The 14,967-nt window shown below is 61.7% G+C and carries 17 protein-coding genes; 7 read left to right on the top strand and 10 right to left on the bottom strand.

Translation table 11 applies throughout. From position 1 onward, the window contains the following. Positions 1-47: 47 nt before the first annotated feature. Entirely contained in the window at positions 48-1,181 is a 1,134-nt protein-coding gene (gene earP, locus M1D99_RS21290) for an elongation factor P maturation arginine rhamnosyltransferase EarP (protein WP_458130736.1), read from the bottom strand. A 121-nt stretch (positions 1,182-1,302) separates the two neighbouring features. Between earP and M1D99_RS21295 the strand changes: the two genes are divergently transcribed. Both M1D99_RS21295 and M1D99_RS21300 read left to right on the top strand, forming a co-directional pair. Further along, entirely contained in the window at positions 1,303-1,689 is a 387-nt protein-coding gene (locus M1D99_RS21295; RefSeq protein ID WP_434571549.1) for a hypothetical protein, read from the top strand. Between the two features lies 1 nt (position 1,690). Further along, a complete protein-coding gene (locus M1D99_RS21300; RefSeq protein WP_186705357.1) occupies positions 1,691-2,173 on the top strand; it encodes a GreA/GreB family elongation factor in 483 nt (160 codons plus the stop codon). A gap of 7 nt (positions 2,174-2,180) precedes the next feature. Here the strand turns inward: M1D99_RS21300 and cysB are convergent, their stop codons facing one another. From cysB to M1D99_RS21320, 4 genes are all read right to left on the bottom strand, one after another. Further along, entirely contained in the window at positions 2,181-3,155 is a 975-nt protein-coding gene (gene cysB / locus M1D99_RS21305) for an HTH-type transcriptional regulator CysB (protein ID WP_003199376.1), read from the bottom strand. A 110-nt stretch (positions 3,156-3,265) separates the two neighbouring features. After that, a complete protein-coding gene (locus M1D99_RS21310; RefSeq protein ID WP_186705358.1) occupies positions 3,266-3,766 on the bottom strand; it encodes a universal stress protein in 501 nt (166 codons plus the stop codon). 96 nt (positions 3,767-3,862) lie between these two features. Then, the gene (locus M1D99_RS21315) at positions 3,863-4,768 is read right to left on the bottom strand and encodes a 5'-nucleotidase (protein ID WP_186705359.1); all 906 of its coding nucleotides are present in this window, start codon (positions 4,766-4,768) and stop codon (positions 3,863-3,865) included. A 23-nt stretch (positions 4,769-4,791) separates the two neighbouring features. Beyond that, positions 4,792-5,745 (bottom strand): putative 2-dehydropantoate 2-reductase, encoded by a 954-nt coding sequence (locus tag M1D99_RS21320; RefSeq protein WP_458130737.1) that lies wholly within the window; start codon positions 5,743-5,745, stop codon positions 4,792-4,794. A gap of 267 nt (positions 5,746-6,012) precedes the next feature. On the opposite strand from M1D99_RS21320, the gene M1D99_RS21325 reads away from it, so the two are divergent. Further along, complete coding sequence (locus tag M1D99_RS21325) at positions 6,013-7,089, top strand: 3-deoxy-7-phosphoheptulonate synthase (RefSeq protein WP_003199364.1); 1,077 nt, start codon at positions 6,013-6,015, stop codon at positions 7,087-7,089. A gap of 84 nt (positions 7,090-7,173) precedes the next feature. Here M1D99_RS21325 and M1D99_RS21330 read toward each other — a convergent pair whose 3' ends face one another. Beyond that, on the bottom strand, positions 7,174-7,455 hold the full coding sequence (locus tag M1D99_RS21330; RefSeq protein WP_186705362.1) for a GNAT family N-acetyltransferase: 282 nt from the start codon (positions 7,453-7,455) through the stop codon (positions 7,174-7,176). Positions 7,456-8,089: 634 nt separating this feature from the next. Between M1D99_RS21330 and oprI the strand changes: the two genes are divergently transcribed. Then, a complete protein-coding gene (oprI, locus tag M1D99_RS21335) occupies positions 8,090-8,341 on the top strand; it encodes an outer membrane lipoprotei OprI (protein WP_003183784.1) in 252 nt (83 codons plus the stop codon). 139 nt (positions 8,342-8,480) lie between these two features. On the opposite strand, the gene M1D99_RS21340 is transcribed toward oprI, so the two are convergent. The 3 genes from M1D99_RS21340 to M1D99_RS21350 form a co-directional block, all read right to left on the bottom strand. Next, on the bottom strand, positions 8,481-9,452 hold the full coding sequence (locus M1D99_RS21340) for a L,D-transpeptidase family protein (RefSeq protein WP_186705363.1): 972 nt from the start codon (positions 9,450-9,452) through the stop codon (positions 8,481-8,483). Positions 9,453-9,690: 238 nt separating this feature from the next. After that, positions 9,691-9,984: a hypothetical protein gene (locus tag M1D99_RS21345; protein ID WP_003199347.1), complete on the bottom strand. Its 294-nt coding sequence runs from the start codon at positions 9,982-9,984 to the stop codon at positions 9,691-9,693. A 56-nt stretch (positions 9,985-10,040) separates the two neighbouring features. Further along, the gene (locus M1D99_RS21350) at positions 10,041-10,646 is read right to left on the bottom strand and encodes an arylesterase (RefSeq protein ID WP_186705364.1); all 606 of its coding nucleotides are present in this window, start codon (positions 10,644-10,646) and stop codon (positions 10,041-10,043) included. Positions 10,647-10,656: 10 nt separating this feature from the next. Here M1D99_RS21350 and M1D99_RS21355 point away from each other — a divergent pair, with 10 nt between their 5' ends. The 3 genes from M1D99_RS21355 to greB are packed head-to-tail and all read left to right on the top strand — an operon-like array spanning position 10,657 to position 14,376. Then, a complete protein-coding gene (locus M1D99_RS21355) occupies positions 10,657-11,340 on the top strand; it encodes an ABC transporter ATP-binding protein (protein WP_060738553.1) in 684 nt (227 codons plus the stop codon). Beyond that, positions 11,340-13,844: an ABC transporter permease gene (locus M1D99_RS21360; RefSeq protein WP_186730962.1), complete on the top strand. Its 2,505-nt coding sequence runs from the start codon at positions 11,340-11,342 to the stop codon at positions 13,842-13,844. Before M1D99_RS21355 ends, M1D99_RS21360 begins: the two co-directional genes overlap by 1 nt. Before the next feature lie 34 nt (positions 13,845-13,878). Continuing rightward, positions 13,879-14,376: a transcription elongation factor GreB gene (gene greB / locus M1D99_RS21365; RefSeq protein WP_003199337.1), complete on the top strand. Its 498-nt coding sequence runs from the start codon at positions 13,879-13,881 to the stop codon at positions 14,374-14,376. 17 nt (positions 14,377-14,393) lie between these two features. Here greB and M1D99_RS21370 read toward each other — a convergent pair whose 3' ends face one another. After that, a complete protein-coding gene (locus M1D99_RS21370; RefSeq protein WP_458130738.1) occupies positions 14,394-14,702 on the bottom strand; it encodes a class I SAM-dependent methyltransferase in 309 nt (102 codons plus the stop codon). Positions 14,703-14,967: the final 265 nt, after the last annotated feature.

A 14,967-nucleotide genomic window follows, 5' to 3' on the forward strand; every position in this document is an offset into this window, starting at 1 on the left:
GCGAATATCCGAATTTGGATGGGATTTACAAAAATCTAGGCCGCGTATCATATCCAATTTACATAAAACTTCACCAGCGCTGCGGCAAGATCCGGTCGCGAGGCCTGTTCCAGACACCACGCCTGGGCGTGTTCGAGCAGTTCCGGCTGCTGTTCGCGGCTGGCTTTCCAATGTTCGGCCATGTCCTGGCCGGCATTCCAGGCCCGCCACAGACCACCGGTCGCTTTTTGCGCGGCTGGCGAAAGCCCCTGATTGTAGAGGGTGAGAAACGCCTCGAGCTTTTCCAGGTGGACGTCCTCTTCCTGCTGGTAGATATGCCACAGCAGCGGCCGGCCGGCCCATTGGGCGCGCACGAAAGAATCCTCGCCGCGCACGGCATTGAAATCACAGCACCACAGCAAGTGGTCGTATTGGTCCTGGCGGACGAACGGCAGCACCTGCACCGTCAGCGCGCCGCGTCGATGCAGCGCACCGGCCTTCAGGCCTTCGACAGCGAGCCAACGCTCGACATCGCCCAACACCCGCCCTTCGGGAACCAGCACATGGAACGCCTGGGCATCGGTTGCCATTGCGTCAAACCAGCTCGCCAAACCTGCGTTTTCATAGGCAAACAGCGAGATCAGGCAAGTCTCCGGCGCCCGCTCGACACCCAATCCCTGGAGGAAAATACGTTGTGCCTTGGCATCCTGCTGGAATTGCCGACGACGCTCCAGCAAACCGGCCTCACGCAGCAAGCCACCTGTTCCCTCCCGAAAGCCCGGAAAAAAGAAGTATTTCTGCACGTGTTTGTACTTGACCGACGGCAAGCCGTGGCATCCGATCACCCAGTCCTCGGCGCTCAGATAATCGAGGTTCATCCACAAGGGCGCGGTCGGGCGCTCGGCCATCGCCTCCATGTAGGCACTCGGCAGCTGGCAGGCAAACGCGGCGATCACCACCTCGGCGGCCTCGGTAGCCGGCCAGTCCGCAGGCCAGTGGCGCACTTGTACGCCCTGCTGCCATTGCTCGGACAGGGTGATATCGATTTCCGGACACAGCCGTTCGAAGGCGCGTAGATCGTCAACCCAGAGCCGCACCGCGCATTGGTGCTCGGCCACCAGTTGCCGAGCCAGGCGCCAAGTGACACCGATGTCGCCATAGTTATCGACGACGGTGCAAAAAATATCCCAGCGCACAGCCATTCTCGACTCCCTGTGACAAAGGCCTGATTGTCCCGAATAAACCGATCGCGCAGAAGAGCCGACGGCGATTAATCTTCATGCGACAATCACCGCCTGCCCATGCCCCTGCCAGGAAGCAGCCATGCCCGATCACTCCCCAGCCCCACGTCTCAGCGCTTTGAAATTGACGGTCAGTATTGCCCTGGGCCTATGGTTGGGGTTTCTCGCCATCGTCCTGACCGGCTGGCTGCTGTCAAAGTTCCTGTTCGACGAACAACTGGCGCCCGTGGCCGCCGCCGTCCATCAATTGGCGCAACCGCCGGCGGTGCAACCGGCCCCGGAACCGCCCGCCCCCATGTTCGAGCAGTACCAGCAGAACCTGCAAAGGAACGAGCAGCGCCAGGCGCTCGATCAGGCCAGGAGCAATCCGCGCAACCTGTCCAACCCCAAGTGCCAGTTCTGGTTGCAGCAGGACCAGAATGCGCCCAGTGAAAAAAGCCGCGCCAACGTCCTGCAATTCTGCGAATGATATGAACAAACAGACCGTCCACCAGTTGATTCTCGACAAGCTCAAGATTGATCTCGACATCGCCGAACGCGCCGCGCAGACCGCCTACGAAACCGCGACCCACGAAGAAAACATCGCCGAGAACAAATACGACACCCTGGGCCTGGAGGCGTCCTATCTCGCCGCCGGACAAGCCAGGCGCGTGGAAGAAATCCGCCAGGCCCTCGCCCTCTGCCAGAACCTGGCCTTAAGGCCCTATGACGAGGAGCGCGGCATTCAGGTCGGCACGTTGATCGGCCTGGAAGATGAGGACGGCCGCCAGCAATGGCTCTTTTTGGGGCCGGATGCGGCGGGTTTGAAGGTTTCGCTGGTGGGCCAGCCGATCACCGTCATCACCCCTCGCTCACCGCTGGGCCGCGGCCTTTTGGGCAAGTTCGAAGGGGATGAGGTGGAAATCGTCGTAGCGGGCGCCCGGCAACAGTTCGCAGTCACCGAGGCGATCTAGAAGGGCCTTAGTGCACCGGCAGCTCGACACCGTCGAACAACTCTTCGAGTTCCTGCTTGTTGTGGCACTGGATGGCCTTGGCCATGACTTCACGGGTCAGGTGCGGCGCGAATTTCTCGATGAAATCACACATGAAACCGCGCAGGAACGTGCCACGACGGAAACCGATCTTGGTCACGCTGGATTCGAACAATTCGCTGGCATCCAACACCACCAGGTCACTGTCGAGCTTGGTATCGACGGCCATCTTCGCGACGATGCCCACGCCCAGGCCCAGGCGAACGTAAGTCTTGATCACGTCGGCGTCGGCGGCGGTGAACACCACTTTCGGCGTCAGGCCACGGTGGCTGAAGGCTTCGTCGAGTTTGGAACGACCGGTGAAACCGAATACATAGGTCACGATCGGGTATTCGGCCAGGGCTTCGAGGGTGAGCTTGGGCAGCTTGGTCAACGGATGGCCCTGGGGCACGACCACGCAGCGGTTCCAGCGGTAGCACGGCATCATCACCAGGTCACCGAACAGCTCCAGGGCCTCGGTGGCAATGGCGAAATCCACCGTGCCGTCGGCCGCCATCTCGGCGATCTGCATCGGCGATCCCTGGTGCATGTGCAGCGCCACGTCGGGGTATTGCTTGATGAAATTGCTGATCACCGGCGGCAGCGCATAACGAGCCTGGGTGTGGGTGGTGGCGATCGAGAGGGTGCCTTTTTTCTCGTTGGAGAATTCCTGGGCGATCTGCTTGATGCTCTCGACCTTGCGCAGGATCTCGCCGGCCGTGGTGATGATGCGCTCACCCGCCGGGGTCACGCGGGTCAAGTGCTTGCCGCTGCGGGCGAAGACTTCGACGCCCAGTTCATCTTCCAACAGGCGGATCTGCTTGCTGATGCCGGGTTGCGACGTGTAGAGGCTTTGGGCAGTAGCGGAAACGTTGAGGTCGTGGTGCGCCACTTCCCAGATGTAGCGCAATTGTTGAAGCTTCATATGTATCCCTCAAAGCAGTTGGACGCCACGGGCATCAGCGACGGTATATAACTATATGGAAGGTCACGACAATAAATCTAGAACTTTTTATAAAACGCCATCATTTAGCCTCAGGCCTCGCCCTGGCGTCGGCGCTGCACCAGCGGGACCAGGTAGACCGGCACCCGGGATAACTGCAATACCCGTGCAGCGGTCCTGCCCAAGGGGGTTTCACCGCTCGCTCCTTGGCAATGACTGCCCACGATCAACAAATCCACAGAGAGTTTCGCAGCCTGCTCCAGGATGACCTGGGAAGGATCGCCCTGGTACACCCTGACCGATTTGATCAGTTTCAAGTCCTGTTGCCCGTCCCCCAATTCCTCGCGGAAATTGTCGAGCACCCGCTGTTCGATATTGGCCATCACCGTACTCAGACCTTGGCGATGGAATTCGTTCAGCGCTTGCTCGTCGAGATAGCTTTGCAACACCGATTCGGCGAACAGCCCCATCGGTTCTACCGCATGCACCACATACAACTCGGCTTCAAACGTCCGTGCCAACGCCAAGGCATGCTGCATCACATAAGGGGCGTAGAGACCCAAGTCTGTGGCGTACAGCATCGAACGAATCATGTGACCTCCTCGAGTGCCAGAATGGCGGAGATTGATTCAGCTTAGCAGCGCCTTGGAGACTGCGACGTGCGGCCTGACGTCCCGGCCCCGAGGTCGTCAGGGCTTTATTTCGTTACTGATGCCATGGGGCACGTGACCGGTGGCGACCACCTCCCGAGCCAGTTCGCAATGGCCCGTCTGGTCATCGAAAAACACATCGGCGGCGAAGGCCTCCAGAAAGGCCGATTTGGTCAGGCCGCCGAGAAACAACGACTCATCCAGACGGATGTCCCATTCACGCAACGTCCGGATGACCCGCTCGTGGGCCGGTGCCGAACGGGCCGTCACCAGCGCCGTGCGGATGGGGCAGGCATCCTCGGGAAACTCACGTTGCAGCGCATTGAGCGCCGCCAGGAAGCCCTTGAACGGCCCGCCCCGCAGCGGCTCGCGGGCGGCCTGTCGCTCGCTGGCCTGGAATGCCTCCAGACCACCGGTCTGATAGACACGCTCCGACTCATCGGAAAACAGCACGGCATCGCCGTCGAAGGCGATGCGCAATTCCCCGCTAGCGGCGCGACTGGCACCACCCGAGAGGATGGTCGCCGCGGCAAAGCCAGCGTCCAGGGCGCTGCGCACGTCTTCAGCGTGAGTGGACAGAAAGAGATCGCAGCCGAAAGCCTTGAGGTACGGGTAAGGGCTACGGCCGCCAACGAAGGCCGCGCGTGAAATGGCCAGCCCATAGTGATGAATGGAGTTGAACACCCGAAGGCCGGTGTCGGCACTGTTGCGTGAGACCAGGATCACCTCGACCCGGGCACGCCCCAGGTGCTCGTTGAGGTCCAGCAGTTTCTGCACGAGGGCGAACGCGTCACCGGGCGCCAGGACTTCGTCTTCATGCTCGATCTGATATTGCCGATAGGCCTCGACGCCACTCGACAGGTACACCTTGTGGCTTTCCCTCAGGTCGAACAGCGCCCGCGACGAAATCGCCAGCACCAATTTGTCGTCGATGTTGTTTGCCATGCCGATCCCCCCCTTTCGCCCGCTCAGCGGTTGTTTCGATCCATGAACGCCAACGCCTGATACAAGGCTTCGATTTTCGGCAGCTCACACCCTGCCGCTTTCGCCGCCGCCAATGGCCGACCATAGATCGCGTCCAGTTCCAGCGCACGCTTGTGGGAATAATCGTGGTACATGCTCGGCCAGTAGTCGGGCATCTTCTCGGTCATCGCGAACAGGTACTCGGCATAACCCGGCGCGATCTGATGCCCGCAGGCTTGGGCACCGCGAACCACCTCCCCCATCAGCGCCTGGATCAATTCGCGGCTATGGTCGTTGGCCATCAACGGCGTAGTACTGGCGCCCAGCAGAACCGAAAGGCCGTTGTACGGCACATTCCACACCAGCTTCTGCCAGCGGGCCTGTTGCAGGCCGGGCATGGCCTGGGCGTCGATACCGGCGCGGCGGAACATCGTCGTCACTTCTTCGACGATCGCCATGCGTTGCGCCTGATCGGCGCAAGGACCGCTGTGATAACCGACGTTGACCGCGCCAAGTGCCTGATGGGCGACGACGCCAGGGCCGACGCGATGCACGCAGATCAGGCACAGGCCACCCAGCAGGTGCAACGAGTCGGGCAGCAACGGTCGAAGGTCGTCCTCGACATCGAGGCCGTTCTGCAGCAGCAGGACTTTGGCCCCATCAGCGGCCGCCTGGGCAATGGCCGGGGCCAGGTCGGCATTGCTGGTGGTCTTGGCGCCGACCAGCAGCCAGTCGCAGGGCGGCATGTCGGCTGCCGAGGGATAGGCCTGGACCGGGTGGAGGGCCAGCGCACCGTGGACCGCGCTGTCGATCCGCAAACCGGCTTCGGTCACGGCGGCAAATTCGCTGCGCAACAGGAAGTGCACGTCAAAACCGGCACGCGCCAGCATCACCCCGTAGAACCCGCCAATCGCCCCGGTGCCGATCATCCCGATCCGTGGTTTAGCGCCTGCCTGCATCGTCGCAACTCCCCTGGTAAAAGTTCCTGCACACTATCAGCGCGAGCGGCACGGCATGCAATCTTCATTACATCTGCTCACGAATCTGTTGCAGAGCCATCTCCAAGGCCTTTTCCCCAGCCTGTAGGGCATTAAACCCGTCTCAGCCCATTGTCGAGCCACCTCGTAACGCGATAAGGTTCGGCTCCCCGACGCGCTTAAAATCCGCTGTGCACCGCCGCGCGGGGATCGCTGGCGGCCGGCACCCGTGACCTGACGAGTAACACGATGGCTGATTTACCGATCAACGACCTTAACGTCGCCTCCAACGAGACCCTCATCACGCCTGACCAGCTCAAGCGCGATATTCCCTTGAGCGACGCTGCCCTGCGCACCGTGACCAAGGGCCGGGAAGTCATTCGCAACATCCTGGACGGCACCGACCATCGCCTGTTCGTGGTCATCGGCCCCTGCTCGATCCACGACATCAAGGCCGCCCACGAATACGCCGAGCGCTTGAAAGTGCTGGCCGCGGAAGTATCGGACACCTTGTACCTGGTCATGCGCGTGTATTTCGAGAAACCTCGGACCACCGTCGGCTGGAAAGGCCTGATCAACGACCCGTACCTGGACGACTCGTTCAAGATCCAGGACGGCCTGCACATCGGTCGTCAATTGCTGCTGGACCTGGCCGAAATGGGCCTGCCCACCGCCACCGAAGCCCTCGACCCGATCTCGCCGCAGTACCTGCAGGACCTGATCAGTTGGTCGGCCATCGGCGCGCGTACCACCGAATCCCAGACCCACCGCGAAATGGCCTCCGGCCTGTCGTCGGCGGTAGGCTTCAAGAATGGCACCGACGGTGGCCTCACCGTGGCGATCAACGCCTTGCAATCGGTTTCCAGCCCGCACCGTTTCCTGGGCATCAACCAGGAAGGTGGCGTGTCGATCGTCACCACCAAGGGCAACGCCTACGGTCACGTGGTGCTGCGCGGTGGCAACGGCAAGCCGAACTACGATTCGGTCAGCGTTGCCCTGTGCGAGCAGGCACTGAACAAAGCCAAGATCAAACCGAACATCATGGTCGATTGCAGCCACGCCAACTCCAACAAGGACCCTGCCTTGCAACCGCTGGTCATGGAAAACGTGGCCAACCAGATCCTGGAAGGCAACCAGTCGATTATCGGCCTGATGGTCGAAAGCCACCTGAACTGGGGCTGCCAGGCCATTCCGAAAGACCTCGCCGACTTGCAATACGGCGTCTCCATCACCGATGCCTGCATCGACTGGAGCGCGACCGAGAACACCCTGCGCAGCATGCATGCCAAGCTCAAGGATGTACTGCCGAAGCGGCAACGCGGCTGATCGACCTGCTTCAACGCATAAAAAGCTGCGCAAAAAAAAACGCCGGACATTTCAGTCCGGCGTTTTTATTGGAATCCGTTTTTCTCAGAGCTTCGCCGCGTGCCGCTGGTGACGCTCCATGTAGCGCTCCACGTAGGAGCAGGACGGGATCACCGTGTAGCCCATTTCTTCAGCGTACTTCAGCGCCTCTTCGGTCAACTTCGCTGCAATCCCCCTGCCACGCAGGGCGTTGGGCACGAAGGTACGATAGATGTCCAGGGTCTGCTTGCCCAGGTCCATGTAGGTCAGATAGGCACGATGACCGTCCACATTGGTCTCGAACTGATGACCAGCCTGGTCATGGTGGATGGTAACCGCCTCGCTCATCACTACTCCTCGCGGGTCTGAATGCCGACCCCTACCTTACCGATGTTTTTCCGGCGAAGGAACCTCTACGCCACCCCGTGCCTTCCTGGTCACCGAGCGCCAAAACCGATCCGCCCAAACCCGAGCACGTCGTGAATAGTAGGCACCAATGACGCAAATGCTCAAGGCACGCCTGTCATCGAAGGGGTGAACCTGGTCGGGTTTATCGATTGAGCGCCATCGTCGCGCTGTAGTCGGTCACGGTGCAATAGCTGAACATCGCCAGTTGTTGAGTCTTGAGACGAGCGCGCGTAGTTAAAGTCACCGCCAATACCAATAAAGATGCCCGGAGCGCTGCACAAAAAATGTACAAAAGTGTAGGTGAATCAATAAACAACGACGTTAGCGAGGTCTGCGAGAGTTCACCCGGCCACGGAACTTTTTTTCGTCGACGCGCTCCAGGCAAGGGCTTTGGCCTGTATATTTTTTAAACAACCCTCAGAAAAGTTGCTCGAAAAAGAATCACCGCCTACAATTTTTTTGCTTCTTGCGCTACGTCAGTTTACTTACTACAAGTAATGGGTAGTATGTACGCCGGCTAACTCCTCAGTCTGGGGAGACAGTCACTAATAGAAAGTCCTTGAAGGGGAAACCGATGAACAACGTTCTGAAATTCTCTGCTCTGGCCCTGGCCGCAGTTCTGGCTACCGGTTGCAGCAGCGCATCGAAAGAAACCGAAGCACGTCTGACTGCTACCGAAGACGCAGCAGCTCGCTCCCAGGCTCGTGCAGACGAAGCTTACCGTAAAGCTGATGAAGCTCTGGCTGCTGCTCAAAAAGCACAACAGACTGCTGACGAAGCTAACGAGCGTGCTCTGCGCATGCTGGAAAAAGCTAGCCGCAAGTAATAGTCCTTCGGGATTGTTATCGAGCCGACCCATTCTTGGGTCGGCTTTTTTTTGGATTCAAGAGCTATTGACTGGTGTTTTACCAGGCGATAAAAAACCCGCCGACATCGCGAAACGTCGGCGGGTTGCTTTCAAGCTTTTACTGCTGCAGGTCGATCGGCGCGCTCGAAACCATCGGTGCCGAGGTATTTGGAACTGCGATTTCCACTGGCAGGCCATCTTCGGCCGCGACCACGTCCCGCACCACGTCCCAGTTCATGCGCAGGTTGCTGGTGATGTCTTCGCGCTTGAGCATCGCGTTGATGACGGCGGTGTGCTTGTCCACCACCGACGGGTTGCCCTTGTCGTCCAGCGGCGTATGCGCTTCCAGATACACCTTGCCGCCGCTCAAGCCCAGCTTGTAGGGGTCGTTGATGATCCGCACCGACGTGCCCACCGGCACCATGCCGGCCATTTCCAGTACGTTGTTGTTGAACATCCGGAAGCAACCGTGACTGGTGCGCATGCCGATGCCGAACTTCTTGTTCGAACCGTGGATCAGGTAGCCCGGGGTGCCCAGGGTGAACTTGAAAGGACCCAGCGGGTTATCAGGGCCGGCAGGCACGACATTCGGCAACGGGTCGCCGTCGGCGGCGTGTTCGGCCTTGATCGACGCGGGCGGAGTCCAGGTCGGGTTCGGGGTCTTGGCGATGATGCTGGTGTGGGCGATTGGCGAGCCCCAGCCCTCACGGCCAATCCCCAGCGGGAAGGTGTAGACCACGTTCCGCCCCTTGGGGAAATAGTAGAGACGGTACTCGGCCAGGTTGATCACGATGCCCTCGCGCGGGCCCGGCGGCAGGATGAAGCGCGTGGGCAACACGATCTCGGTACCAGTGCCCGGCAACCAGGGATCAACCCCCGGGTTGGCAGCGACCATCTCGCTGTAGCCCAGGTCATAGGCGGTGCCTAGGTCGGCGAAGGTGTCTTCGTATTTGGCCTTGATGACCTGCACCTGGCCGATAATGTCTTCACCCGGCGGTGGCAGGGGCAGCTCCAGGGCGGCAACGGGGCCCGCCATACACAGGGCGGCAAGAGACAGGCAGCGGGCGACGGCAGGCAAGCGCGGCAACATCCGGGAAATCCTTCGCAGATCGAACTGGGGTATGAAAACGGCGATTGTACACTGCCACCTGTTATTTCGGGGAGAGCGCTACAGAGGCGTCCGATGCGCAGCATGTCTGGAAATTGAAATGGAACCCTGTGGGAGCGGGCTTGCTCGCGAAAGCGGTGGGTCTGCTTGCGTTGATGTCGAATGTGCCGCCTTCGCGAGCAAGCCCGCTCCCACAAAGGCAATACCTAGAATTCGGGGATTAAAGTTCGAACCGCAGCTCCGGCCAGATCGGCGAGGTGCCGCGCTTCTGGGATTCCAGGATCGCCCGGCACAGCGAGCACAGGCGATGATCCTGGAAAATTTTGCGATCGACGCTCGACCAGCGCGGCTGGGCCGGTAGCAGGCTGCCGCAGAGGGTCCGGTCGGCCGAGCCACCGAGTTCCAACTGCCGGGTCACCAGGTGCACCCGTACTTCCTGGCAGGCGAACAGGTCCAACTGCTCGTCAGGCTCGATCAGTTGGTAGGCAAACAGGGACCAGGCGGGACGCGGCATCGGGGGCTCCAAATCGGGGGCGCCACATTAGCCGAAAGCCCGCCGGTAGAAAAGCGTCAAAGCAGCGGTTTCAGCGTCGGCCAGACATTTTCCAGCAACTTGCCCTGGGCCGCGACGGACGGGTGCAATCCGTCACTCTGCATCATGGTCGGAACGCCACCGACGTCCTTGAGGAAAAACGGCACCAGCGGGACTTTCTTCTCCTCGGCCAGGGTGCTGTAGACCCGAGCGAAGGCATCGGTGTAGCGCCGTCCGTAGTTGGGCGGCAATTGCATACCCAGCAAAAGTACCTTCGCACCGCTGGCGCGGGCGCTGTCGATCATCGCTGCAAGGTTTTGTTGCAATTGTGTTGGCGGTTGTCCACGCAAGCCATCGTTGCCGCCCAGCTCCAGGATCACCAGGTCCGGTTTATGGGCTGCAAGCAGCGCCGGCAGCCGCGCCTGGCCTCCGGCGCTGGTGTCGCCGCTGATGGAGGCATTGACCACTTTATCGTCAAAACCCTCGGCCTTGAGCCGTTGTTCGAGCAACGACACCCACCCCTGCCGGGTATCCAGGCCGAAAGCCGCGCTGATACTATCGCCAACGATCAGGACTGTACCCGCCGCTGCGTTCTGGACCATGCACATCAAGGCCAGGCCGGCACTCAAAAACCACACACGCATCGGATTCTCCATGGGCTCAAGCATTCTCACCGCGACGGACCTTAGCAAAGTGGTCGCCAGCGCGGAAGGTGAACTGACCATCCTGCATGAACTCAGCCTGGAACTGAACAAGGGCGACAGCCTGGCCATCGTCGGCGCGTCCGGTTCCGGCAAATCCACCCTCCTGGGCCTGCTGGCCGGCCTCGACCTGCCCAGCAGCGGCGAGGTCACGCTCGCCGGGCAGGCCCTCAGCGCGCTGGATGAAGACCAGCGGGCGCGGATCCGCGCCGAGCATGTCGGTTTCGTCTTCCAGTCATTCCAGTTGCTCGACAGCCTCAATGCACTGGAAAACGTCATGTTGCCGCTGGAGCTGGACGGCCGCAAGGATGCCCGCGAACGCGCCACGCAACTGTTGCAGCGCGTCGGCCTGGGCCAGCGCCTGACCCATTCGCCGCGCCAGCTCTCCGGTGGTGAACAGCAACGGGTGGCGATTGCCCGCGCCTTTGCCGCCGAGCCCGACGTGCTGTTTGCCGACGAACCCACCGGCAACCTCGACAGCCACACTGGCGAGCGCATCAGCGACCTGCTGTTCGAACTGAACAAGGAACGCGGTACGACCCTGGTGCTGGTCACCCATGATGAACGCCTGGCCCATCGCTGCCGGCGCCTGATCCGACTTGAAGCCGGCGAGATGGTCGCCCCTCTGGAGCCTTGATGGCACGTCTGCCGCTGTTGCGCCTGTTCAGCCTCGCTGTCCGTCAATTGCTTCGCGATGCCCGCGCCGGTGAGTTGCGGGTGTTGTTCTTCGCCCTGTTGGTGGCGGTGGCGGCGAGCACCGCCATCGGCTACTTCGGTGCCCGCCTCAACGGCGCGATGATGATGCGCGCTACCGAATTCCTCGGCGCCGACCTGCTGCTCGAAGGCAGCTCGCCGGCCCGCCCGGAGCAAATCCGCAGCGGCACCGAATTGGGCCTGGAACATGCCCGGGTGGTGGAGTTCTCCAGTGTCGTGGCCACCGACAATGGCATCCAGCTGTCCAGCGTCAAGGCGGCCGATGACCGCTACCCCTTGCGCGGCGAGCTGAAAAGCACCCCTGCCCCGTTCGCCCCGGAAGAAACCGGCGGACGTCCGAACCCTGGCGAGGCCTGGGTCGAGGCACGGCTGCTGACGGCACTGGACCTGAAGATCGGCGACAGCATCGACGTCGGCAACCAGACCCTGCGCCTGGCCCGGGTGCTGACCTATGAACCGGATCGCGCCGGCAACTTCTACAGCCTCACCCCGCGGGTACTGATCAACCTCAAGGACCTGGAGGCCACCGGCGTGGTGCAACCGGGCAGCCGTGTCAGCTATCGCGACCTGTGGCGCGGCCCGGCACCGGCCCTGCAAACCTACCGCGACCTGGTCAAGCCTGGCCTTGAACCCAACCAGCGCCTGCAGGATGCCCGCGACGGCAACCGCCAGATCGGCGGCGCCCTGGGCAAGGCCGAGCGCTACCTGAACATGGCCAGCCTGGTGGCGGTGCTGCTGTCCGGTGTGGCCGTCGCGCTTTCGGCCAACCGCTTCGCCACCCGACGCTTCGACGCCAGCGCGCTGCTGCGCTGCCTGGGCCTGTCCCGCCGGGAAACCATGGTGCTGTTCAGCCTGCAATTGACGGTGCTGGGCCTGCTCGCCAGCATCAGCGGCGCACTGCTCGGCTGGGTCGCCCAATTGGGCCTGTTCGCCCTGCTGCATGACCTGCTGCCTACCACCGTTCCGCCCGGCGGCCTGCTGCCGGCGATCGCCGGAATCGGCACCGGGCTGGTGGCGTTGGCGGGGTTCGCCTTGCCGCCACTGGCTGCGCTGGGGCGAGTGCCGCCGTTGCGTGTGCTGCGCCGGGACATGCTGCCAATCCCCTCCAGCTCCTGGGTGATCTACGGTGCCGCACTGGGCGCCCTGGGCCTGATCATGTGGCGCCTGAGCCTGGACCTGGTGCTGACTTTCGCCCTGTTGGGCGGTGGTGTCGTTGCCGCGCTGGTGCTCGGCGGCCTCTTGTTGCTGTTGCTCCAGAGCCTGCGTCGCCTGCTGGCCCGCGCCGCCCTGCCCTGGCGGCTGGGCCTCGGCCAATTGCTGCGTCATCCCCTGGCGGCGGCCGGCCAGGCCCTGGCGTTCGGCCTGATCCTGTTGTCCATGGCGTTGATCGCGCTGCTGCGCGGCGAGTTGCTGGACACCTGGCAAAACCAGTTGCCCAAGAATGCGCCGAACTATTTCGCCCTCAACATCCTGCCCAACGACAAGCAGGCCTTCACCGACAAGCTGCTGGAATTGTCCGCGCAATCAGCCCCGCTCTACCCCGTGGTACCCGGGCGCCTGATCAGCATCAATGGCGAACCGGCCACGGAGTTCGTCACCAAGGATTCGGCGGGTGACCGGGCACTGCAACGCGACCTGAGCCTGACCTGGGCCGCGGACCTGCCGGCGGGCAACGTCGTCACCGCCGGGACCTGGTGGCCGCAGCAGCCACCGGACGATGTCCCGGGGGTTTCGGTGGAAGGCAAAGTCGCCGAAAACCTCAAGATCAAGCTGGGCGATCGCCTGGTCTTCAGCGTGGGCGGCGTCAACCGTGAGGCGAAGGTCACCAGCTTGCGGGAAATCAACTGGGACAATTTCCAGCCCAACTTCTTCATGATCTTCCAGCCCGGCACATTGAAGGACCTGCCGGCGACCTACCTCACCAGCTTCTACCTGGCGGCGGGTCACGACCAACAAATCGTCGACCTGTCCCGGGCCTTCCCGGCGGTGACGATCCTGCAAGTCGAAGCCCTGCTCGAACAACTGCGCAGCATCCTGGCCCAGGTGACCCTGGCCGTGGAGTACGTGCTGTTGTTTGTACTGGCGGCGGGGATGGCGGTGCTGTTTTCCGGCCTGCAGGCCACCCTCGACGAGCGGATTCGCCAAGGCGCGCTGTTGCGCGCACTGGGCGCCGAACGCCCTCTGCTGGTCAAGGCCCGACGCATCGAATTCGGCCTGTTGGGGGCGGTCAGCGGCCTATTGGCGGCCCTGGGCTCGGAGCTGGTGAGCCTGGTGCTTTACCGGTACGCCTTCGACCTGCCCTGGCACCCGCATCCATGGCTATTGGTATTGCCGCTGTTGGGGGCCTTGTTGATCGGCGCGGCCGGGGTGTTTGGTACCCGTCGGGCGCTCAACGCCAGCCCGCTGACAGTATTGCGCGAGGGTTGATAGACTCCCGGCTTCGCTATCACAAGAAGTTGCCATGAGCCGTTATCGCCCACCCCGCACCGCCGGCACCGCGCTGATCACCCCCGAGGGTGAAGCGCGGATGCGCGCCGAATTCCATGAGCTGTGGCATGTGCGCCGTCCCCAGGTGACCCAGGCGGTCAGCGAGGCAGCGGCCCAGGGCGATCGCTCGGAAAATGCCGAATACACCTACGGCAAGAAAATGCTGCGGGAAATCGACAGTCGCGTGCGCTTCCTCACCAAGCGCCTCGAGGCGCTCAAGGTGGTCAGTGAAAAACCCAGCGATCCAAACAAGGTTTATTTCGGCGCCTGGGTCACGGTCGAAGATGAGGACGGCAAGGAATCACGCTATCGCATTGTTGGCCCGGACGAGCTGGATCTGAAACAGAACCTGATCAGCATTGACTCGCCGTTGGCCAGGGCACTGATCGGCAAGGCCTTGGACGCGGAGGTCAGCGTCCAGACGCCCACAGGTGAGAAGCGGGTCTACATCGTCGACATCGCGTATCCGTAATATCCGTAATCCTCGCCTCAGCGGCGAATGATCAGGCCCTGCCGTGCAACACGGGTCAGTTGCCGGATCATTTCGGGAGCGTCCGCCGTGCTGGGGGACTGGATGACAGCCAGGTCGAAGCTATCATTGGCAAAACGTGCCAGTGATTCACCGTCTTCGACGAATTGGATCAGGAAAGCAGCAGGCCCGTGGTTGCGACGTGGCCAGCCGTCAAGGTAACGCAAGAGTGTTGGCTGGTGGGTGCCGCCCAGGAGGATTTTCGGGTTGCGCTGCACTAGGTTCGCCGTGATCGGCGCAAGACGTACAAGGGGACTGGGTGCGTTCATCGTGTCGTGTCTCTGCCTCAAAAGTCTGCATGGCAGGTGAGAGGCAACACCGAACCAGCGCTTTAGCGGTATTTCGAAGCCGTGTTTTCCGGCTTCTGTCGGCGACTGGATGAGTCACCTGGCGCCCCGCAAGTAGCTGTTTAAATCGGCGCATGAGCGGCATCCTAGAGAAGCTGACTGGTCAGTGTCAAGAATCACTTCCCATAAAAAAGACCCGTGCAAGACGGTAATGCTGTGTTCTGATTATCTGTTCAGAGGGGCGTGG

This window comes from Pseudomonas sp. R3-41, from assembly GCF_054161485.1.